Annotated in this window: 20 protein-coding genes; 12 read left to right on the top strand and 8 right to left on the bottom strand. The window is 42.1% G+C overall.

Annotated elements, in window-relative coordinates; all coding sequences use genetic code 11:
• Positions 1-65: 65 nt before the first annotated feature.
• Positions 66-1,262 (top strand): ISAzo13 family transposase, encoded by a 1,197-nt coding sequence (locus ACQY3F_RS05435; protein WP_428352931.1) that lies wholly within the window; start codon positions 66-68, stop codon positions 1,260-1,262.
• Here the strand turns inward: ACQY3F_RS05435 and ACQY3F_RS05430 are convergent.
• The 6 genes from ACQY3F_RS05430 to ACQY3F_RS05405 form a co-directional block, all read right to left on the bottom strand.
• Complete coding sequence (locus tag ACQY3F_RS05430; protein ID WP_428353916.1) at positions 1,193-2,632, bottom strand: putative transposase; 1,440 nt, start codon at positions 2,630-2,632, stop codon at positions 1,193-1,195. The genes ACQY3F_RS05435 and ACQY3F_RS05430 overlap by 70 nt on opposite strands.
• Before the next feature lie 59 nt (positions 2,633-2,691).
• Positions 2,692-3,156: a hypothetical protein gene (locus ACQY3F_RS05425; protein WP_428353027.1), complete on the bottom strand. Its 465-nt coding sequence runs from the start codon at positions 3,154-3,156 to the stop codon at positions 2,692-2,694.
• 578 nt (positions 3,157-3,734) lie between these two features.
• Positions 3,735-5,966 carry an IS4 family transposase gene (locus ACQY3F_RS05420; RefSeq protein ID WP_428353915.1) on the bottom strand — a complete coding sequence of 744 codons (2,232 nt, stop codon included), beginning with the start codon at positions 5,964-5,966 and terminating at the stop codon, positions 3,735-3,737.
• 605 nt (positions 5,967-6,571) lie between these two features.
• Complete coding sequence (locus ACQY3F_RS05415) at positions 6,572-7,321, bottom strand: ISAs1 family transposase (RefSeq protein WP_428353914.1); 750 nt, start codon at positions 7,319-7,321, stop codon at positions 6,572-6,574.
• Positions 7,300-8,352, bottom strand: a complete 1,053-nt coding sequence (locus tag ACQY3F_RS05410) for a Druantia anti-phage system protein DruA (protein WP_428353913.1) — start codon at positions 8,350-8,352, stop codon at positions 7,300-7,302. Before ACQY3F_RS05410 ends, ACQY3F_RS05415 begins: the two co-directional genes overlap by 22 nt.
• Positions 8,353-8,513: 161 nt before the next feature.
• Positions 8,514-8,861, bottom strand: coding sequence for a phenylpyruvate tautomerase MIF-related protein (locus ACQY3F_RS05405; protein ID WP_428353912.1), 348 nt, complete (start codon positions 8,859-8,861; stop codon positions 8,514-8,516).
• 221 nt (positions 8,862-9,082) lie between these two features.
• Here ACQY3F_RS05405 and ACQY3F_RS05400 point away from each other — a divergent pair, with 221 nt between their 5' ends.
• The 4 genes from ACQY3F_RS05400 to ACQY3F_RS05385 are packed head-to-tail and all read left to right on the top strand — an operon-like array spanning position 9,083 to position 12,064.
• On the top strand, positions 9,083-9,235 hold the full coding sequence (locus ACQY3F_RS05400; RefSeq protein ID WP_428353911.1) for a hypothetical protein: 153 nt from the start codon (positions 9,083-9,085) through the stop codon (positions 9,233-9,235).
• Positions 9,236-9,244: 9 nt separating this feature from the next.
• Positions 9,245-9,799 (top strand): cytochrome C oxidase subunit II, encoded by a 555-nt coding sequence (locus ACQY3F_RS05395; RefSeq protein WP_428353910.1) that lies wholly within the window; start codon positions 9,245-9,247, stop codon positions 9,797-9,799.
• Positions 9,792-11,417 carry a b(o/a)3-type cytochrome-c oxidase subunit 1 gene (locus tag ACQY3F_RS05390; protein WP_428357619.1) on the top strand — a complete coding sequence of 542 codons (1,626 nt, stop codon included), beginning with the start codon at positions 9,792-9,794 and terminating at the stop codon, positions 11,415-11,417. Before ACQY3F_RS05395 ends, ACQY3F_RS05390 begins: the two co-directional genes overlap by 8 nt.
• A gap of 2 nt (positions 11,418-11,419) precedes the next feature.
• Positions 11,420-12,064, top strand: coding sequence for a c-type cytochrome (locus ACQY3F_RS05385; protein WP_428353909.1), 645 nt, complete (start codon positions 11,420-11,422; stop codon positions 12,062-12,064).
• Positions 12,065-12,179: 115 nt separating this feature from the next.
• On the opposite strand, the gene ACQY3F_RS05380 is transcribed toward ACQY3F_RS05385, so the two are convergent.
• Complete coding sequence (locus ACQY3F_RS05380) at positions 12,180-12,596, bottom strand: OsmC family protein (protein WP_428353908.1); 417 nt, start codon at positions 12,594-12,596, stop codon at positions 12,180-12,182.
• 83 nt (positions 12,597-12,679) lie between these two features.
• On the opposite strand from ACQY3F_RS05380, the gene ACQY3F_RS05375 reads away from it, so the two are divergent.
• Positions 12,680-13,207, top strand: coding sequence for a hypothetical protein (locus tag ACQY3F_RS05375; RefSeq protein WP_428353907.1), 528 nt, complete (start codon positions 12,680-12,682; stop codon positions 13,205-13,207).
• A 97-nt stretch (positions 13,208-13,304) separates the two neighbouring features.
• On the opposite strand, the gene grxD is transcribed toward ACQY3F_RS05375, so the two are convergent.
• Positions 13,305-13,628 (bottom strand): Grx4 family monothiol glutaredoxin, encoded by a 324-nt coding sequence (gene grxD / locus ACQY3F_RS05370; RefSeq protein WP_428353906.1) that lies wholly within the window; start codon positions 13,626-13,628, stop codon positions 13,305-13,307.
• 180 nt (positions 13,629-13,808) lie between these two features.
• Here grxD and ACQY3F_RS05365 point away from each other — a divergent pair, with 180 nt between their 5' ends.
• The 6 genes from ACQY3F_RS05365 (at position 13,809) to ACQY3F_RS05340 (ending at position 20,891) form a co-directional block, all read left to right on the top strand.
• Positions 13,809-14,981: an acetylornithine transaminase gene (locus ACQY3F_RS05365; RefSeq protein WP_428353905.1), complete on the top strand. Its 1,173-nt coding sequence runs from the start codon at positions 13,809-13,811 to the stop codon at positions 14,979-14,981.
• 11 nt (positions 14,982-14,992) lie between these two features.
• Positions 14,993-15,895 carry an ornithine carbamoyltransferase gene (gene argF / locus ACQY3F_RS05360; RefSeq protein WP_428353904.1) on the top strand — a complete coding sequence of 301 codons (903 nt, stop codon included), beginning with the start codon at positions 14,993-14,995 and terminating at the stop codon, positions 15,893-15,895.
• A gap of 71 nt (positions 15,896-15,966) precedes the next feature.
• Entirely contained in the window at positions 15,967-16,638 is a 672-nt protein-coding gene (locus ACQY3F_RS05355; protein WP_428353903.1) for a TIGR04211 family SH3 domain-containing protein, read from the top strand.
• A 354-nt stretch (positions 16,639-16,992) separates the two neighbouring features.
• Positions 16,993-18,678, top strand: a complete 1,686-nt coding sequence (gene ilvD / locus ACQY3F_RS05350) for a dihydroxy-acid dehydratase (protein WP_428353902.1) — start codon at positions 16,993-16,995, stop codon at positions 18,676-18,678.
• A 260-nt stretch (positions 18,679-18,938) separates the two neighbouring features.
• On the top strand, positions 18,939-20,252 hold the full coding sequence (gene argA, locus ACQY3F_RS05345) for an amino-acid N-acetyltransferase (protein ID WP_428353901.1): 1,314 nt from the start codon (positions 18,939-18,941) through the stop codon (positions 20,250-20,252).
• A 57-nt stretch (positions 20,253-20,309) separates the two neighbouring features.
• Positions 20,310-20,891: a Uma2 family endonuclease gene (locus ACQY3F_RS05340; RefSeq protein ID WP_428353900.1), complete on the top strand. Its 582-nt coding sequence runs from the start codon at positions 20,310-20,312 to the stop codon at positions 20,889-20,891.
• Positions 20,892-20,988 lie beyond the last annotated feature (97 nt).

Below are 20,988 nucleotides of genomic sequence, written 5' to 3'. Positions count from 1 at the left end.
CTTGTGTCTCAATAATTTATAATAATGAATTCTGAATTTATTCTCACACTAGGCAGATAAGCTTGTTGATATTAACAGATAGCATTATAGGTTGGATTATAAATACAGCCCATCGTTTAAAAGGCTCGGTACGTCGTATATTCATGGCTGAAACGGTGGAGCTACTAGGCTCAGGTGGTGCAAGTATTGCTGAAGAAAAACTAGGATGGAATAGAGGCACTATCCGAAAAGGACAATATGAACTTGAAACTCAGCCCATAGAAGATAATTTTTCAGCGAGAGGGCGTAATAAAAGTGAAGAGCATTTTCCTCATCTACTTGATGACATAAAAAAAATTGCTGAACCGGAGTGTCAAACGGATCCCTCTTTTAATTCCTGTCGATTATATACCCGGCTAACGGCTAAAGAAGTTAGAAAACGTTTACTGGAGATTGATTATTACGATGAAAAAACATTACCTTGCTCAAAAACTATCAATACAAAATTAAATGACCTGAGTTACCATCCAAAAAAGGTACAAAAAACAAAGCCTCATAAGAAAATCAAGGAAACGGATGCAATTTTTGAACAAGTTCATTCAGTCAATGGAATGGCAGATATCAACCCAAAAGAGATTCGTATATCAATTGATGCCAAAGCAAGAATGAATATAGGAAATTTTTCACGGGGAGGACGAAATCGGGTTTTAACAAAAGCAGAGGATCATGATTTAGATGTTAAGGAAAAGTTAACTCCTTTTGGTTTTTATCTGCCTGAACATGATGATTTTTTCCTTTTCTTTACAGCAGGCTATGCCAGCAGTGATTTCATCGTTGACCGATTGGAAGAAATTTGGCCAGAAATTCAAGAAAAATATGGAGTAGATATTCTGACAATTAACGCTGACAATGGTATGGAGAACAGTAGCTCCAGAACTCAGTTTATAAAAAGGCTTGTGGAGTTTGCTGAAAAAAGCAACATAAAGATAAAACTGGCCTACTACCCTCCTTATCATAGTAAATATAACCCAATTGAACGAGTATGGGGAGCCTATGAAAATCATATTAGTGGCGACATAATGGATACAGTTGAAACAACTTTAAAATTTGCCAAAAGTATGACCTACAATGGCAAAGCACCTATTGTTAAATTAACAGAAAAAATATATGAAACAGGAGTAAAGGTAGGTAAAAAAGCAATGAAGACGTATTATCAGTTTGTTGACCGAATGCCATCGTTGGAGAAATGGTTTTTGACCATTTCTCCTGGTTGTTCTGGATGATTATTTCTTTCCATCTCCCTTAGTTGTTCCTTGATGGTTTTTAGTTCATTTTCATAATGCTCTATTTCTTCGAGTAATTCTGCTCGTTTTCTTTCCCATTTCTTGTATTTCACATCTTCCGTTTCATCTTTTTTAATCACCGGATGAAGTTCCATCGCTGCAAATCGAGATAGACGGTAATTGAGTTTGGATTGTATCGAATTACGCTGTCCTTCCTGTTGGCGCCTATCAGGGTTGACCACCTTTTGGGTATCGGATAGTGGCTCTATTCCATACTCCTGTAGCATATCTAGCCCATAGTGGTGCTTCATATATCTAAAAAAGTTCTCTTGGCACCACCGGCTAAACATTCGCCCAGAAACAGCCGTCAATTCTAGTTCATAGGCTGTGGTAATAATACTGGTTTGGTGACCAGAATCAGTCAACTTGCGCACTTCTCTCATCCACATCGCCTGTTTTCCAGTTCCAACCAGACTGCCTCGTTCGGCGAGTTTCATGATGACTTTTTCACCACTCGGTAGGGTGATCTCCTGACTGGAAAAATTGTCCAGTGGCCAATTTTCGGTGGGAAATTTATGATAGGTCATGCAAGCGACACGATGCTTGTCCCACATCTTTCTAAAGAATGCGGGGCTATAGCCTTCTCTATCAAACACCAGGATAAAACGACAGGCTTGTTTGTTTTGCTGTAATGCTTGTGCACTCGGTTGATTCGGAATGTCTTTGAGTAATCGGGGGACGATATCTTCTTCCAGCGTTTTTAGTAAGCCCGGATCCACCGTTTTTTCAACGACAAAGAAGGGACGCCCCGTACCATCATTAACCCAGTAGTCGGTGATACCCCGTAAGCAGAGTTTTTCGCGTGAAACATGCCGTTTGGGAAGTTTAGTCAAGTGTCCATGATAGACACGGACATGACCATCTATGTAGAGTGTTCCTGCTGCCTCTGGTTCATTTTCCATCCATTGTCGACTGAGGTCGGCCGCCCAGCTTTCGACTGATTTTGGTTCAGCCAGTCCTTTTACTTTGGATCTTAAACAACGCACTTCGGGAGCCCGATCCAGGCCAAGTAGTTTGCCGAATTCACCCGGTGCATGCTCGCGAAGTTGTTCGGCATTTTTGATGCGACATAGCCCCATAAAGGCGAGTAGCAATAGAATATGAAAGGTTTGATAGTAACCTGTCAGTTTGCCCAGGTGGCGCTCAATGTCATTTAATAAGCCATTGCCAAGTAACGCGGGCAATGCACATAACACACCGCCTTTAGGAACATCTAAACAGGATTCGAATTCGATTGAGGCTCCCTTTTCCTGCTCACCCAAAGCAGCCTGGATTCGCTCTTCTACTCGAGTGCAGGCCGTACCAAGCACATCGGCTGCATTGGCATCTATAATATCACGGGCTGATTTGGTACTGCCATCATTGGGGTCTATTGATGCGGCAGACTTTTTTTTAAACGTCCATCACTGATCGCCTTGCGAAAGGTATCTGCCCGGATGCCTAATTCTTTAGCGGCTTCGTTAGGCGTCATACCTTGATCCAGATATTCCTGAGCTTGCTGCAAAACCTCAAGCGTAAAGAGTGGTCCTCCCTTGCGAGTCGGGCGAGGTTCAAAAAACGAATCAGCCCCTTTTTCTCGTAGTTGCCTTAATGAGCGCATAACACTACTTTTAGAGACACCAAAGGTTGTAATAATATCGATTGAACGACAGGAACCGGTATTGATGAGTTGAGAGGTGTGAAGTCTAAATAATCTCTTATTGTCAGCCTGGTGAGAATAGATCGGGATACCGCCGAGGAAATAAAACCACTCATCATTTCGGTTATCAACACTGACCTGACCATTTATAATAGTCGTACCCTGAGGAATTATTGGGAGCATGAGTTGCTGCATTAATTGAATACCTCGTATGATATGAGGACTTAGTTTAACCTAAATGAGTACCATTTTCATTTCTTTAGCTGAAAATATCAATCATTTGACAATAATTCCCTAACCCTTTAATTATATTGCCTAGTTTAAGTTTTAATGGATTTCTTTCAGGATAGCGAATCAAGATGTCTGGGGTTAGTCGAATATTTACGAAGATTCTATTTATGAAACTGAATAGGAAATTACAAGGTTATTATAATTACTACGGTGTTCGAGGAAACTATCAAAGCTTAAACAGTTTTGTTTACCGAGTCTGGCAACTTCTTTACAAATGGCTTAATAGGCGCAGTCAGCGTAGGAGCTATAATGTAAAAGGATTTAAAGGACTGGTAAAAGACTTTGGAATTGCGAAACCAAGGATATGTCATGATTTCTAAGAATAGACGTGTAGCGAAGTGCGAAGCGAGCAGTTCAGAAGAGCCCAGTGCGGTAATTTCGCACGCTGGGATCTGTGAGCAATGTCATTCGTTTAAGAAACACTCCTATTCGGTTAAGAATCAGATAAACTTCAACCCAACCCACATTCTTATGTTAAAAAATCAAGCGCTATTTCTCCGCGTATTCCATTGCTGTGCTGACTGTTTCGATTCTCTTGCGTAATGACGCCCCTTCCTTTTCTTGTGATAGTAACGTGAAATTGAACAAACCAACTCAGTCATCACTTGATTGATGTATATACTGGGTGCATACAAAATCTCCTCAAGATGTCGGGCTACGGTCGTTAATGTATTTTTAAAGTTCACCTGAATGGTTTGCTCTGCCTCTGATTCTTCATCGACAGGAAGATTCAGCAAACTCGCCAGTAAATGCTCAGAGGCACTCGCGCAGAGTCGACTCATGGTGATCAACACAAAGTGAGCGTACAGTTCTTGTTTGACCGTGCGCTCACTGCGTCCATGAAAATCATCAACCTCAACTAGCTTTTTGCTCACTTTATAAAGCTCCTCAATGCCCCAGCGATCATGATAGACCGATTTCAACGAATCAATGGTGTATTGCTTATCCATCAGCGTGGTGCCAATGCAATAACTCGTGCCATCAATGACATATTTGATGAGACGTATCTTTAACGGTACAAAGATCATCTGAGGAAATTCTTTTTTGATCTCTCTCTGACGCGCTTTTGTTGGCATCAGAGTGATGATTTCATCTATTTTATCACTGTCGATAAATGCATCAATCGCTTTCCCTGCTTGTCTTTTCATTCTAAAAACAGGGTGTACGCCCGCTTGAATGTGCTGGGATAAAGAGGCGTAAGAAAAATAACCGCGATCATAGACGCAAACGTCATTTGGCTCTAGTGTTTGTAAATGCGCCAAAGCACACTTGCGTTCATTGCCATGACTGACCAGATCAAAATCATAGGGGATTTTTGATTTAAGTTGATAGCAGCAACTGAGCAGGCCTTGTGGGTAATGGCTGTTTTGTTGTGGTGTGGCATAACCTGCTTTGATTAATTCTCGGGGCAGATTGATCTTGCTACCATCCACTCCAAACAGGCGATGTCCCAACCAGCGTTCTGATGTTTTCTCAGGACAGGCCTGGATAATGCGCTGGTTCAACTCGATAAAAATGGATTCATTCAGTTTTTTACGTGCCTCGGTAAAGGATGAGGCTGAAATGGCTTGTTTTTGGGGCAAGGGAAACTTCATCCGATGGCAATTGTGCCAGAATTCGGTAATGGTGGTGCCATAGCTCTGTGTGTTTTTTGAAAAAACCAGGCGAAAAATAAGAAAAACCAGTAATAATGAGTCTATCACCCGTTTGCGTTTTTGCCAGGTGGCATCGTAGGCAAGAGCCACCTCAGAGATGATATTGACAACCTTGCCCCATAAGTTTAAAAAGTCGTCATCAATGATCGATTTTTTTTGGCTGACAGGTTCATTTTTCAATACGGCTCTAAAGTGTGGATTAAGCGGAAAAACAAACAACTTCTTAATGGTGCCCTCTTTATTATCCGTCGCTTTTTGCCAGTCTTTGCCACTGGTTTCACCGATATGTGACCAATTAGCAGCGAGATAACAGGTGCCGTGGTATTGCGTGGTGTCCACAAAGGTTTCAATCAAGACGGGACGGTAAGCGTGCGTTTTATCCCAATCATCTGCAATTTGACGAGTCACGATAGACAAGGCGTGACTGGCTAAATTTTTGACTTTGACCCAGGGTAAAATCAAAAAACGGGTGTTATTAATGATCAGGTTTAAGCGTTGCTCCCTATCTTTCGTTTGCCAGCCAATCCAGTGATCACGGTCAGCCAGGTGCCAGACAGAGGCTGAAAACTGCAGGCAACCCAGGATTTGTCGTGTCGGTGTATTGGAGATGATAAAGTATTTTAAGGCCGCACCGATAGGATGACGATAACCCAGGTAATGATGCCGATCAACGAGCTCATTCCAAAGCGCGACATCCGCCTTATCTGTGACAACCTCTAATTCTATAGGCCCCAAGGAACTGAGCTCACATTCAATAGGTACACCAGGAACCGATTGTGATGTCCAGATGATCGGTTTTGATTCGCGTTTCTTTTGAACGCGTTTTACCGGTAAGCTGATATAGCCCAATTTTTCCAGCTTAGCTAAGGCGCTTAGGCAGGCATTAATTTTATTGCGTTTTTTTGCCGTGACCCAGTGCAAATGTTCGCATAGCGTTTCGGCAAGTTCGGTCAGGCTTAAGTTGGGGAACGTGTTAACGGTTTGCTGAACGTAGGCGAGTTCTTTTTTAGAAAAATAACGAGCAGAAAGTGTAAGGGGTTGGGTAATAGCTGTTGTCATTATGTTGCCTGCCTGCAAAAATTAAATTATCCATGCTTATGTTGGCAGATTAGATGGATATAGTCAAGGCAAAAAGTAACTGAGGAAAGTGTTGCTTAAGCTTATGAGTTTTAATCACTTTATTTTTTTTTGTTATTTTTGTATTTAAGTGAATGACATTGGATCTGTGAGGGGGCAGTTGGGTAACTGGCTGTTCTACCTTGATAAGTCTCGTGGCTCGATTAGTTCTGGGTAGGCGAGAATATGGAAACACTGATGGTCAAGGTATGTAAACAAAGACTTCAGAGTATGCATTAAGGGCAACCAACCATCATAATTTATGGCTATGTCACCGTTAAGTATTGAAAATATAGCTCGAAACTTTTGAAAGCTTGAATTGCCTCACTTTAAGCAGTATTTCATAACATTCTTAAGTGATTGAAAAAATGAGTTTTTTTAAAATTCCACACTTAACGGTGACATAGCCTAATTTATTGATTGTTCAACAAACGGATAGGCATGGATTCAACTAACAAGTAGTGTTCGTTTTTTTGAACAACACTCTCGAGTATTTTTCAATAACCCTACACGCCCGACACAGGGTTAATTTGTTCATATTCTAAACCTTATGCGGCACAAGGCCTCCTGATATTTTTTGTAATTTTCAAATAGTCTAAAACAGCTCTGGTATTCTTATTGAGTTGCCTCATTTTCTTTGAAATCCCTTTCTCAACTTTTGATTTTATTAATCCGATAGCAAAGCGCCTAAGACGGGTCATGTTCTCAGGGCCATAACCGGTACGAATTGTTGAGCGATCTTCATCAAAAACCCAGTCAATAATATAATGACTGACTTCAATAGACCAGTGACCTCGAACTTTATATAAGATGGTTTTCGGATCTGCGTCTTTTTTTGTTCTGCTGGTCACACCGTAAGCGGTCGCAAGTGATGTTTTCCCACTTTTCTTGTCCGTTATTTCTCGTTCTATGCGATAAACCTGGGCAACATGAGGGAATAATACATACTCACTTAATTCCGATGTGACCCAGATTCTACGAATCTCAATTCGTCCGTGCCCGACAGACACTTTGTCTTCATAATCTGCCAAACGGCTATCATTTGAAAAGTAGGTGGTAATATCATCAAGCAGTGTCGGCTGGTTTCCTTTGACACTAAAATAATAATGCGCTTTTCGTTGTTCTACTAAATAACGCGCGAATTCAGTCTGGGTGTGCAAAGCATCGCTGGTGATATCTTTATTTTCAATCGGTAGTGTATCTAATAATTTCGGAGCAAATGTTATTTCATTGGTTTGCTTAACTTCATCCGACCCATCTCCAACAGGCAAAGTACCTACTTTTTTTGGGCGTAGCAAATTCCTGTGGTATGCCCAACAGCACTCATTATTTGTGTTTGGCGCCCTGATTCATCAATCGCATTACACATGACTTTGCCATCTATTGCGAGTGAGTTGTCATCCTGGGCATAGGCTTTGTTCCAGGCATTAAAGGCTGCGTCAAGTTCATTCGGGTCTACTCTTACTAAGATATTTCTAAAAATGCTTAGGCTTGGAATCACATAACGGCCTTTATCATAACGGCAACGAAAATGCGCTCTGGACTTTTGAGATAAGCTTTCAGCCCAGTCAAAAATAGATTCATAGCTCCTCATGCCGCATAACACAGCTCCAGCGGCTATTCCCAGAACAGTCTGTATTCTATGGCGTCGCCCTTGGGCTCTACGGGGATCATTAATTTCCTTGAAGAAATCCGGTAATGAACGCATTTGATGACGCGTTATTTTCATTTTTACCTCACCTAATAAAAAATGATGACTTAATATAGTGTGAGATAAAACAGATTGTGCTCGACGATGAAGTGGCTTAACGAAAATCAGCTTTTTGTGCTCTGTTTGAGCAGAGTAACCGTCTGTTACCCTGCGAAACCCTTTCGTGTAACCAATAGCCTGCCAGTTACTGGCTCGATAAACACCTCCATGAAATCGCTTTGGATCGACAAAGGTCTCGACCAACAAAATAGGGTGTCCATACTTTTCAACCCAATCATTGGATAAGCGTTTAAGGCACAGTGAAAGGAGGCGTGATCCTAGGTTTTTATCATGCCTCGTCGGTAATATCAAAAAACGGCTGTTGTTGGCAATCAGTTTTAAGCGGCCCGTTTGGTGGCGATAACTCCATCCTATCCAGCTATCACGAGCCGCACACTTTAATGCGGCGGCCGAAAAGCTGATCAGTGCAATCCATTCTGTTTCAGAATAGGCCACATACCAAAGGGTTTCACCAATTTTTGGAATAGCACCTAAGTAATGCTGGGCCTCCATCAAATCCTGATATTTTGGTTCTTCTTGCTTTAAAATGGGCCTGACTGATATTTGGTTGAGTTGCATCGTTTTATATCAAGAAACTGGATAGAAACTATACATGCTTTTCATGGGTTTGTTCATCTTGGGGTGTAACTCATTACCATGCTTACCCTTTATAGCTAGAACAAATTAGCCGTGACGCCCGACATGTCCCTCAGTAGTGTAATTTGCTTTAGCTACCATTCCTAGCCAAAAGTAGAGCCATTCCAGCCCCAGAATTCTGCTGGACAATTACTAAACTCTATATAAACTCTATCCGCACTAATATCGATACTATTGCTTAATAGCTGGCTTATCGACAGTGATAAAGACGTTGCCTGCGCAGACGATAGCCCTATACTCTTGCACTCAACATAGGCCAATGGCTCTGGGCTTCCGCCAAAGATCATATCTCTGCCCCCTTCTATATCTACCATCACATAACGTTCAGGTTTTCCCGTTTCACTTGCTAGCAATTGAGAGCATTCTGTCATTAGCTGGGGTATTTTCTCATTTGCTATAGCAACATTAGTTCTGAGTTTTATAAGCGGCACGATCGTTTCCTTTTGGTTAATAAAGCTATCTTAAATGAGCAACAATGCATACTATTTCACAGCTAAAGTCCTGATAGTATCCTAATTTTCAAAAATTCTACAATTAAATTTTTTTACTTGTTACTTTGCCCTGAAAACTACATTAGTGTATCCTTAATTAACTTATGTTTGTAAGGCATTTAACCAATTTTACCCCTACCAGATAATTCAAGAGGCACATTATGAATAAAATAACTGATGAAGAACGGCAAAAAATACTGGAAAGCCCACCTGTAGGAACTTGGGTACTCATGCTTTCAGTCGCTGGCGGTATGGTTGCAGCCTGGCTATTTCTCTATTACGGGGTGTTTCTATCCCGTGGCATACTTAATTAAGGTGACATAATGCATATAGACCCCTTAGAACGAAAATGGGTATTTGTCGCCCTGGCCATGTGTGGCTTATTTGTTTCAATCATTATGATAGATGCTTTATTTCATGGCGTGAATGCACCCAGCAATGTCGAAACCATAGACTCACGTAAAATTCATTTAAGCGAAGAGTTTAACGAAGACAATTTAGGTGTACAGGTCGCTGAGAATGGTGAAATCACTATTCGCCTAGTGGCTAGCCGTTATGCCTTCTTCCCTAAAGAAATCACTATTCCTGCGGAAACTAAAGTAACTTTTCGCTGGGTCAGTATGGATGTCTTGCATGGCGTACATATGCCGATGACCAATATGAGTACCATGATTGTTCCTGGCTATGTCTCACAAGTTGAAAGCTCTTTTCCCCGGCCGGGTGAATACCCTCTGTTGTGTAATGAATACTGCGGCTTAGGCCATGACCATATGTGGAGTAAAGTTAATGTCATTGATAAAGAAGAATGGGATACCCTGCGATCTGCATTAAGCAACGCAGAAAATGACACTATTGATGAGGAACAAAATGATGAATGATGTTACAGCTAAAAATTTAGCCCTGAGTCACATGTGGGTTGCATTTTCGGCATTTATTCTTGCCTGTTTTATGGGTGAATATCAGGTGCTGGAACGTAGTGGCCTTTTTGATTCATTGAGTTCGCCTAGCGTTTACTTTGCCTCGGTGAGTACTCACGGGGTATTAATGGCATTTGTATTAACCACCTTTTTTATTATGGGTTTTGGTTATTACACGGCTAGCCACTCGTTAAAAGTCCCGGTATGGAATCCTAAACTGGCCTGGTTTGGTTTTGGTTTAGCTCTAACAGGTGTTGTGATGGCAGCTGTGCCATTGCTGAGTGGCTTAGCTTCTGTTCTGTACACATTTTATCCCCCCCTCCAGGCTCACAGTGCCTTTTATATTGGTGTAACCCTACTTGTTGTCGGCTCCTGGATCTGGTCTGCCACTATGGTGGTTATGTTCTCCCAATGGAAAAAAGCCAACCCGGGTCAAACTGTGCCATTAGTCATGTTTGCCACCACAGCTAATGCACTTTTATGGTTATGGACCAGCGCTGGTGTCGCTGTAGAGGTATTATTCCAATTAATCCCCTGGAGTTTGGGCTGGATGGATACCATTGATATAGGCTTGTCGAGAACACTCTTTGCATGGACTTTACATCCGATTGTTTATTTCTGGCTAATTCCTGCCTACACCGCATTTTATGTCTTTGTGCCTAAACAGGCTGGCTCATATTTGTTCAGTGAAGAAGCTGCACGTATGGCATTGATCGTATTAGTGGTATTTTCTTTACCCATTGGTATGCACCATTTATATATGGATCCAGAGCAAGCAAAGGGCTGGAAATTACTGCATGGTTTAGGTACGTTTATCGTCGCCTTACCGACCTTAGTAACGGGTTTTACCGTGATTGCATCATTAGAAATTGCAGGTCGTTTACGTGGTGGTAAAGGTTTATTTGGCTGGATTGGTAGCCTGCCCTGGGGCAACCCGATGGTGTTATCGGTAATTCTATCTTTAGTCATGCTAATTTTCGGTGGCTTTGGTGGTATTGTGAACGCCAGTTATGCCATGAATGCCATGATCCATAATACCGCCTGGGTACCGGGTCATTTTCACCTGATCTTTGCTGGTACGACGATCATCATGTATTTTGCGATAGCCTATTACTTGTGGCCTGTACTGGTGAAAAAACCCTTATACTCAAAATCACTCGCTTTGGTGCAACTCTGGACCTGGTTTATTGGTATGAGTGTTATGACCACACCGTGGCATGTATTAGGCTTATTAGGGCAACCCAGACGAATCTCCAGCGTGCAATATAACAACTTATTAACCCTATCATGGGAACCATATGAATTGTTAATGATTTTAGGCGGCTTAGTATTATTGGGTTCTGCCTGTTTATTCTTTTACCTTTTAGTTAAAACACAGTTTAGTGCAAATACTGAGTCTTTTGAGGGCGAAGTGGAATATGCCGAGCCTTTACATGAAGTTAAAGATTTACCTGAGTATTTGAATGACTTCAAGCTGTGGAATAAGGTAATCGCGGTACTCATGTTAATCAGTTTTGGCGTACCGATTTTACAATTCTTTTTTATGGATACTTACGGTTCAAGCCCATGGGGATATTAAATATGAAACGCCTTTTATTATTAACTGCTTTGATAATGCCCTCTTTTGTGGCAGCCGAACCCGCATCTAATATGGTTTGGCTACCTGAAACACTGGACCTGGTAAAAGATGCAAACGTACAAAAAGGCAAGCAACTTGCTGAGTCATGCATTAGTTGCCACGGTGAAAAAGGGATTAGCCCTGCGGGTATGTTCCCTTCTTTAGCGGGGCAAACGGCTAATTATACTTATAAGCAATTACGTGATTATGCCGATGGCAAACGTGATAATGTCATGATGTCTTCAATTGCCCAAGGGCTTAGTGAACAGGACAGTGCTGATTTAGCCGCCTGGTTTCAGTCTTTACCTGCGGCAAAAAACAAGCCATCTAAACAAGACATCAGTAAAGCAGAAGTGTTAGTAGATAACGGAAATGGTAAAAAAATTCTGCCGCCCTGCTTTACCTGTCATGGCGCTTCAGGCGAAGGGCAACGTATGGATACCCCTGCTTTAGCTGGTCAGCAAGCGGAATATACGATTAATACCCTGCTAGAGTATAAAAACGGTACCCGCCATAATGATATTTATAGCCGAATGCGGCTGATTGCGAAGCAGCTGAGTGATGAAGAAATTAAACAACTCGGCGAGCTGTATCAGCAGATGAAGTAAGTTGTGGTCAGCTGTAGGGCGTGGCTTTAGCCCGCCATTATTAACGTAAAATAATATAGTGCTATGCCAAGGCGGGCTAAAGCCACGCCCTACAGCCGAACCCTACAGTTACACTTTATGCTTCTACTATTTCAAAATCATGAGAAATTTCGACTGCTTTTTCAAGCATGATCGAAGCGGAGCAATATTTTTCTGCAGATAGTTTAACGGCCCGCGCAACAACCGCTTCTTTTAAACCTTTTCCTGTAATAATAAAATGTACATGAATTTTGCTAAACACTTTAGGAATGGTATCAACGCGTTCAGCTGAAATCTCGGCAACACAATCGGTCACATTTTGTCGGCCTTTTTGCAGGATTTGCATCACATCAATAGAAGTACAGCCGCCCATCCCCAATAACAGCATTTCCATGGGACGAACGCCCATATTCTTGCCACCTATTTCAGGCGGCCCATCAATAACAATGGCATGACCACTTTCTGATTCTGCCAGAAACATCATCCCCTCTACCCATTTAATACGTACATCCATCAAAGCAACCTTCTCATTGAAAAAAAAGCTAGATTAGCATACATTAGTCGGCACTTGTTACAATCCAGAGATAATCTAGACTTATGTTCATTAATTCTTTAGCGGCCTTTTTTGCCTATACAACCTTCTTAAGCCCAATAGAAACAGGCGTCATCCTATTGATCACAGCCTATACCATTTATGCTTTAACGCCTGAACGCGTTATGCTGGATCCCAGCGAGGCTAGTTTAGCAAAAGCAGATAACCAAGGTTTCTATATGTACATACAGTCAGCCTGGTTGGGAAGGCAGTCGTTGGCACGTACATTTTTCCCTTTTTTTGTTATTTGTAACAGTACTTTCTTTTACGCGGATTACCGTTCTGAAAATGGTACCTATACCATTGAAAGCTGGCTAACGATACTTGTTATTCTCGCTTCACCTGTTCTCTGGTGGACAGTCTCTGTCTGGCGCAGCTCAATACATGCCAGTCGTTTTTGGGCAAGTATGGCACGTTTTTTTACTGTTGCCGTCTACTATGAATATATTTTACGTCTGATAATCGGCTACTATTACCCGCATATATGGTTTAACTGTCAGCAGTTAATTATCGAATTCGGCGATTGCCTTTAAACCCCACAACCTCGGAGCGATCAGATCGCACAGAGGTTGCATTTTAACCTAGGGGTGTTGCTAATACAGAGTATCAATAAGCTCTAGTTGCTAATAATTACTCTGTAACACAGTCTACATTAGCGATCATTTTCTGTAACTCGCCCTTATTATATAGGTCCATAATAATATCGCAGCCACCGACTAGTTCACCGCTAATATATAGTTGCGGGTAAGTAGGCCATTGTGAATACTCTTTTAGAGCTTCTCGCACTTCCTGATCTTCAAAAATATTGATATACATAAATTTTGCACGACAAGCCTGCATAGCCTGAATCACTTGCCCAGAAAAACCACACTGAGGAAAATCAGGGGTTCCCTTCATATATAAAACAACAGAATGTGCGCCTAATTGATCTTTAATTCTCTCTACTGCATCCATAATATTTATCCAAATAAATAAAAACCTAGTAATCTTATCAGGATTTATCTCACAAAAAAAGTACCGAATCTAAACAATTATTACTTGCTCATTAAATTTAACAAAACTATAATCAGCCCTTTTTTCAAAAAGCAGGGAAAATTTTATTTAAATTTTCTAGCTTTATAAAAAGCAATCATTATGACCAGTCATATTATGCCCACCTATGGGCGGCTCGATGTAACTTTCACCAAAGGCGAAGGTGCATGGCTCTGGGATGAAAACGATAAGCGCTACCTAGATGCTCTATCAGGCATTGCAGTCTGTAGTCTAGGGCATGCTCACCCTGCTGTACATCAAGCGATTTGCGCGCAAAGCCAGCAGTTAATACATACCTCTAACTTATATAATATCCCCGCTCAGGAAAAACTGGCTACCCGACTCTGCCAACTTAGCGGAATGGATAATGTTTTTTTCAGTAACTCTGGTGCCGAAGCAAACGAAGCCGCAATTAAAATAGCGCGCCTGTACGGACATGAAAAAAACATAGCCCATCCGGCCATTATTGTTATGCAGCAAAGCTTCCACGGGCGTACTATGGCTACCTTGTCTGCTACTGGAAACCCAAAAGTACAAGAGGGCTTTGCTCCTTTAGTTGATGGCTTTGTACAGGTCGCGTTTAATGATATAGCCGCAATTGAAACAGCACTTGCACAAGATAATAATATAGTTGCCATACTAGTTGAGCCAATACAAGGTGAAGGTGGAGTCAATATTCCTGCTGCTGATTACCTAAATAAAATCCGTAGCTTATGTGATCAGCATGATGTATTAATGATGCTGGATGAAGTGCAGACAGGCATAGCCAGAACCGGTGCCTGGTTTGCCTTTCAGCATAATAATATTGTTCCTGATGTCTGTACTTTAGCTAAAGCCTTGGGCAATGGCGTACCGATTGGTGCCTGTATGGCGAAAGGCATAGCCAGCAAATTATTAACTGCTGGCAAGCATGGTTCAACCTATGGCGGTAGTCCACTCGCCTGTAGTGCAGCCTTAGCTGTACTGGACACCATAGAAAAAGAACAACTGTGTGCACAGGCAAAGACAAAAGGTAATGCGATTAACCAGGCTTTCAGCACCCGATTGATTAACAACAAATCGGTGATTGAGATACGCAATAAAGGCATGATGATTGGCATCCAGCTAGATCAGCCCTGCACTGAATTAGTCGCTATTGCTCTACAGGCTGGTTTGCTAATCAATGTAACTGTTGAAAAAACCATACGTCTTTTACCGCCCCTTATCATTAGCAACGAACAGATAGAATTGCTGGTAGATACTTTGTCCAGCCTGATTGAAAGCTACGTAAAATAAGAATAAACCTCATGAACAAACCTAGACACTTTATCAGCTTACTTGACCTATCAAGTGTAGAAATTCGTGCTTTAATCCAGCGCGCCATCAGCTTAAAAAATGCTCGTAACCCTGACTTTCAGCCCTTAAAAGGACAAGTGTTAGGCATGATCTTTGAGAAATCATCGACGCGCACGCGAATTTCATTTGAAACCGGGATGACAAATTTTGGTGGTAGCGCGATATTCTTGTCTCCGCGTGACACTCAATTAGGACGTGGAGAACCGATTAAAGACAGTGCCAGAGTCATATCAAGCATGGTTGATGCCATTATGCTACGCACGAATGACCATGCAACAGTAACCGAATTTGCCGAGCATTCCAGTGTTCCGGTCATCAATGGCTTAACTGATTTACTGCACCCCTGCCAGCTGTTAGCCGATATGCAGACCTACTTTGAACACCGGGGTGATATTCAAGGCAAGACGGTTACCTGGATAGGTGACGGCAATAATATGTGTCATTCTTATATTAATGCAGCGATACAGCTGGATTTCAATCTACGAATCGCCTGTCCTGATGGCTATTCACCCAATGCTGATATGCTTAAATCAGCGGGGGATCGAGTACAGATGTTTGCGAGTGCAAATGAGGCAGCCAACGGCTCTGATTTAATTGTTACAGATGTTTGGGCCAGCATGGGCCAGGAAGAAGAACAAAAGTTACGCGAGCGCGCGTTTGAAGATTACCAGGTCACTCAAACAGTGATGAACCATGCGCATGCTGATGCTCTATTTATGCACTGCTTACCTGCTCATCGCGGCGAAGAGGTGGCTGCAGAAGTTATTGACGGGCAACATAGTGTCATTTACGCCGAGGCCGAAAACCGCCTACATGCGCAAAAAGCCTTATTAGAATTGCTTATGTGTGCATAACTTCGTAAACTAACCAGTTACTCAGAAAAGACAGAGTATAATTGTCGCTTAAAAACCCCCGGGGGCTATTTGTGAAATATTTTTTTTATCTTAGTTTAACTATATTTAGCTGTAACAACGCCTTTGCTGAGACTGTTTACGTGGCTGACAGTATGAAATTCACTTTGCGTAGCGGTGAAAGCAGTAGCCATAAAATCATCAAAATGCTACCCAGCGGTACCAGACTAACGCTGCTAGAAAAGAATAAAGCGACCGGTTACAGTCAAGTTAAAACCAGTGCAGGACTTGTTGGATATCTACCTACACGTTTTACGCAAGACAAGCCTATCAGTCGCTGGTACCTAGACAAAGCAAACCAGGAACTGAAATTACTTAAATCAGAAAACCAGCAGATGAAAACGAGCCTAGCGGATTTACAACAAAATAATAGCAATGCTGTCACTAGCAATACAGATCTAACCAATGAACGCGACCAACTTAGTACCGATCTGAATGATTTACGCCAGACAGCTTCGAATGCCATACAATTAAAACGCCAACGTAATGAGTTACAAGAGCGAGTGGTTAATGTCGAACGCGAATTGCAGCAATTAAAAAGAGAAAAACAGGCTTTAGAAGATAGTACTAGCCAAGACTGGTTCCTATACGGAGGCATTTTATCTTTTCTAGGCATCTTTTTTGGATTATTAATTCCTAAAATAAGCTGGCAACGTAAGTCTCATGGGAATTGGGATACGTTTTAGTAACACATATTATTAAACTTCGCGCGGGCTCGGGTGCGGAAAATATAGAGAGCTGATTTTGATCGATAGCAAAGCCTGCCCCGTACTTGATACGGGGACGCTGAAACTGGCGCATAGCTAGCTACGTAAAAGTTTCAGAAACGTAACTATCGGCAAAAATTCAGCCGCTAGAAATCCGCATCCGTGACAGCGCGAACTATAATATTGTTTGGCAAATACCAGACCTGCGTTAAATACAGCTTATTGCACAGGCCGCACTAAACGAGGTATCTACACTACGTTTAAAGAAATAGTCTAAACAATAGCTAGCCCCTTCATAATTTATCAACACTTTAACCAGGCGATTACAAGCACATGGCAAACGATAATAAAAGCAGAAATTTTTCTTCTACAGTAGTAGACGGAATGGAACGCGCACCTAGTCGCGCTATGCTACATGCGGTAGGTTTTACTAACGAAGATTTCCACAAACCACAAATTGGCATAGCTTCCACCTGGAGCATGGTGACACCTTGCAATATGCATATTAACAAGCTTGCCGACGATGCTGCTCGCGGCGTTGATGATGCCAAGGGCAAAGCGGTAATTTTCAATACTATTACCATTTCGGATGGTATCTCCATGGGTACCGAAGGCATGAAATATTCATTGGTGTCACGTGAAGTGATTGCTGATTCCATCGAAACGGTTATTGGCTGTCAAGGCTTTGATGGAGTGGTTGCCATTGGTGGCTGCGATAAAAATATGCCTGGCTGCATGATTGCCATTTCACGCTTAAACCGTCCTGCTATCTTTGTTTACGGTGGTACGATCCTGCCGGGTTGTCATAAAGACAAGAAGCTAGACGTCGTTTCGGTGTTTGAAGCGGTAGGCGCACGAGCCAATAATCAAATAGATGATGCTGAGCTGGCCGCTATCGAAGAGAAAGCCATACCCGGAGCCGGTTCTTGTGGTGGTATGTACACAGCCAATACCATGGCATCAGCAATCGAAGCACTGGGTATGAGCTTACCTGGCAGTTCTGCACAGGCGGCTATTTCGGAAGAAAAGCGTGTTGATTGTGAACGTGCTGGAGCGGCTGTATTAGAACTGCTTAAACAAGATATTAAGCCTAGCGATATCATGACAAAAAAGGCGTTTGAAAATGCCATTACCGTCATTATTGCGCTCGGTGGCTCGACTAATGCCGTGTTACATATTATAGCTATGGCGCATTCGGCAAAAGTTGATATACAACTGAGTGACTTTACCCGCATCGGTGCAAATGTACCCATGGTAGCTGACTTAAAACCCAGTGGTCGCTATCAGATGGCTGAGCTAATTGAAATTGGTGGCATTCAGCCGCTAATGAAAATATTGCTCGACCGTGGTTTATTGCACGGTGACTGCCTGACCGTTACCGGTAAAACTCTGGCTGAAAACCTGGCTGATGTTGCCCCTTATCCTAAGGATCAGGATATGATTTTACCGCTAGACAAGCCCATTAAAAAAGACAGTCATCTAGTGATATTGCACGGTAATTTAGCGGCTGAAGGTTCCGTTGCTAAAATCACCGGCAAAGAAGGCCTTCATTTTACCGGTACAGCAAAAGTGTATGATGCTGAAGAACAGGCACTGCAAGGTATTTTAAAGGGCGACATCGTTAAAGGTGATGTCATCGTTATTCGTTATGAAGGCCCAAAAGGCGGACCGGGTATGCGCGAAATGCTATCACCTACTTCGGCCATTATGGGTAAAGGTCTGGGTAAAGACGTTGCGCTTATTACCGATGGCCGTTTTTCTGGTGGTACTCATGGTTTTGTGGTCGGACATATTACTCCCGAGGCGCATGTCGGTGGGCCACTGGCCATTATAGAAAATGGCGATAAAATCACTATTGATGCGGAAAGTAAAAACCTGACTTTACATTTGGAAGATGCTGAAATTTCAGCTCGCTTAGAGAAATGGCAACAACCTGCACCTAAATATACCCGCGGTGTTTTAGCGAAATACGCTAAATTGGTGAGTTCTGCTTCATTAGGAGCAGTAACAGATAATTAGGATAGTAAACTATACAAAGCTGATTAAAGAATAACTAAAATCTGCGTCATTACAACGGGGGAGTAGGCTTTAGCCTACACTGATCAAGGTATCGTGTAGACTAAAGTCTACTCCCCTTTTTCGGTTATCTAGGGAGTATCAGTAGGGTACTTAACGATCCCATGCTCTGCATAGGAGCACTCTTTTTATTCATTAAACCAACCTTGCCAGACCCTTAGTCAAATAAGATAACAAACACTCTTTATTAGCAATACTATTAAATGCAAAACGCTGACTCATTTGTTAACTGGTTTCGGGATTCTTCCCCCTATATCCATGCCCATCGCAATCGTACGTTTGTCATTTACTTTGGTGGCGAAGCTGTTCTGGATGAGAGTTTACACAACCTTATCCATGACTTCGCCCTGTTAAATAGTTTAGGCATACGCCTGGTCTTAGTCCACGGTATTCGTCCGCAAATAGACCAGGGACTACAAAACCGCAACATACAATCTCAGTTCCACCAGCAACTGCGCATCACCGACCCGAGCGCTTTACAATGCGTTAAAGAATCAGCCGGTCTGGTGCGCGTAGAAATTGAATCCTTGCTCTCATTAGGTGTTGCCAATTCACCGATGTCAGGCGCTAAAGTCAGGGTAATCTCTGGCAATTTTGTAACCGCGCAACCTTTAGGTGTACTTGATGGCATAGACTATCAATACACCGGCAAAGTTCGCCGAATAGACAGTGCGGCTCTAAACCAGCAACTAGACCTAGGACATGTCGTACTTATATCTCCTATCGGTTACACCCCTAGCGGTGAACTATTTAATCTCTCCGCAGAACAGCTTGCGACTGAAATAGCGATTGCCTTGCAAGCCGAAAAGCTAATACTTATGACCGAGCAAAGTTGCCAATCGACAGCAAAGGGGCAACTTATCGCACAAATGACCAGCGCTGAAACCCGGCAGTTTATTGATCATGAAACACATCTCGCGAGCAGTACTCAATGTGCCTTAGAATCTGCAATATATGGTTGTCAGGCAGGGGTTAAACGCGTACATATTTTAAACAGAAAAATAGATGGCGCTTTATTAATCGAACTTTTTAGTCGTGATGGCATGGGCACGCTGATTAGCTCGACTGAATTTGAAGTCATTCGTCCAGCCGTTTTAAACGATATCCCGGGTATTCTGGAATTAATTACTCCGTTGATTAAACAAGGGTATTTAATTGCACGATCCGTAGAGCAACTGGAAATCAATATTAATGATTATATTGTGATCGATCGAGATGGACTGATTATAGGCTGTACTGCGCTACATAAAATTGCACAGCAAAATACAGGCTTGATTTCCTGTCTAGCGGTACACCCTGAATATCAACAAGCAGCGCGTGGCAATCAATTACTGGAACAGCTGTATAGCAAAGCAAAGCATGACGCTATCAATCAGTTATTTGCGCTATCCACACAGACTATGCACTGGTTTAAAGAACGTAACTTTCAGGATAGCAGTTTCACAAACCTACCACCCGCATTACAGGCAAGCTATAACCACCTACGCAATGCCAAGGTGCTAGAAAAAAATATTTAAGGTAAAATTAAAACTGTAAAATAAATTCTTTACCACAACTATCAAGTGGAGTGCATTATGTCATCGGTGATTCAACAAACAGCTGTGAGTATCGAAGAATACTTAAAAGATGAGCTCGCTGGTGATATTAAGCATGAACTTATTGATGGTCAAATCTACGCTATGGCGGGTGCCAGTGCAAACCATGAAAGAATCGCTAACAATATTTCTAGAAGATTTGGTAATCATCTAGAAGGTTCGCCTTGCGAACCTTTTGGTTCGGATATGAAGGTAAAAATAGGCTCGAAATTCTTTTACCCTGATGTCATTGTCGATTGTCAATTTGATGAATCAAGCCCCTACTACACCGAATCCCCCCGTATTATAGTTGAAGTCTTATCAAAATCTACGCGCAGAATCGATGAAACGACCAAACGCTTCTCTTATATGAACTGCCCCGTTTTACAAGAATACGTGCTAATAGAACAGGATATTGTTGATATTGAAGTGATCAGAAGAAGCGAAGGCTGGATTTCAAAACATTATTTTCTGGGGGATCAAGTACCTTTTACCTCAATCGACTTAACTTTGTCGGTAGAAGAAATTTACCATCGCGTACAGAATGATGAAATGCAGGATTTTTTACACACTAATCTGTAAATATTGACTTGTAAAACCTATAGCACCCCCCCACATTAGTAAAAATCTATACCTACTTTGCAAATAACTGAGCAATACTCTGTCCACACAAGAGTCA

This window comes from Methyloprofundus sp. (genome assembly GCF_965251085.1).
GTDB lineage: Bacteria > Pseudomonadota > Gammaproteobacteria > Methylococcales > Methylomonadaceae > Methyloprofundus.
Note: the sequence above shows the minus strand (reverse complement) of the source record. Positions and strands in the feature narration are given on the sequence as shown.

Coding starts and splice junctions, on each gene's coding strand:
- ACQY3F_RS05425 (WP_428353027.1), bottom strand. CDS start 3,156: ATGCAGCAACTCATGCTCCCAATAATTCCTCAGGGTACGACTATTATA.
- ACQY3F_RS05420 (WP_428353915.1), bottom strand. CDS start 5,966: ATGACAACAGCTATTACCCAACCCCTTACACTTTCTGCTCGTTATTTT.
- ACQY3F_RS05410 (WP_428353913.1), bottom strand. CDS start 8,352: ATGCAACTCAACCAAATATCAGTCAGGCCCATTTTAAAGCAAGAAGAA.
- ACQY3F_RS05400 (WP_428353911.1), top strand. CDS start 9,083: ATGAATAAAATAACTGATGAAGAACGGCAAAAAATACTGGAAAGCCCA.
- ACQY3F_RS05395 (WP_428353910.1), top strand. CDS start 9,245: ATGCATATAGACCCCTTAGAACGAAAATGGGTATTTGTCGCCCTGGCC.
- ACQY3F_RS05390 (WP_428357619.1), top strand. CDS start 9,792: ATGAATGATGTTACAGCTAAAAATTTAGCCCTGAGTCACATGTGGGTT.
- ACQY3F_RS05385 (WP_428353909.1), top strand. CDS start 11,420: ATGAAACGCCTTTTATTATTAACTGCTTTGATAATGCCCTCTTTTGTG.
- ACQY3F_RS05380 (WP_428353908.1), bottom strand. CDS start 12,596: ATGGATGTACGTATTAAATGGGTAGAGGGGATGATGTTTCTGGCAGAA.
- ACQY3F_RS05375 (WP_428353907.1), top strand. CDS start 12,680: ATGTTCATTAATTCTTTAGCGGCCTTTTTTGCCTATACAACCTTCTTA.
- grxD (WP_428353906.1), bottom strand. CDS start 13,628: ATGGATGCAGTAGAGAGAATTAAAGATCAATTAGGCGCACATTCTGTT.
- ACQY3F_RS05365 (WP_428353905.1), top strand. CDS start 13,809: ATGACCAGTCATATTATGCCCACCTATGGGCGGCTCGATGTAACTTTC.
- argF (WP_428353904.1), top strand. CDS start 14,993: ATGAACAAACCTAGACACTTTATCAGCTTACTTGACCTATCAAGTGTA.
- ilvD (WP_428353902.1), top strand. CDS start 16,993: ATGGCAAACGATAATAAAAGCAGAAATTTTTCTTCTACAGTAGTAGAC.
- argA (WP_428353901.1), top strand. CDS start 18,939: ATGCAAAACGCTGACTCATTTGTTAACTGGTTTCGGGATTCTTCCCCC.
- ACQY3F_RS05340 (WP_428353900.1), top strand. CDS start 20,310: ATGTCATCGGTGATTCAACAAACAGCTGTGAGTATCGAAGAATACTTA.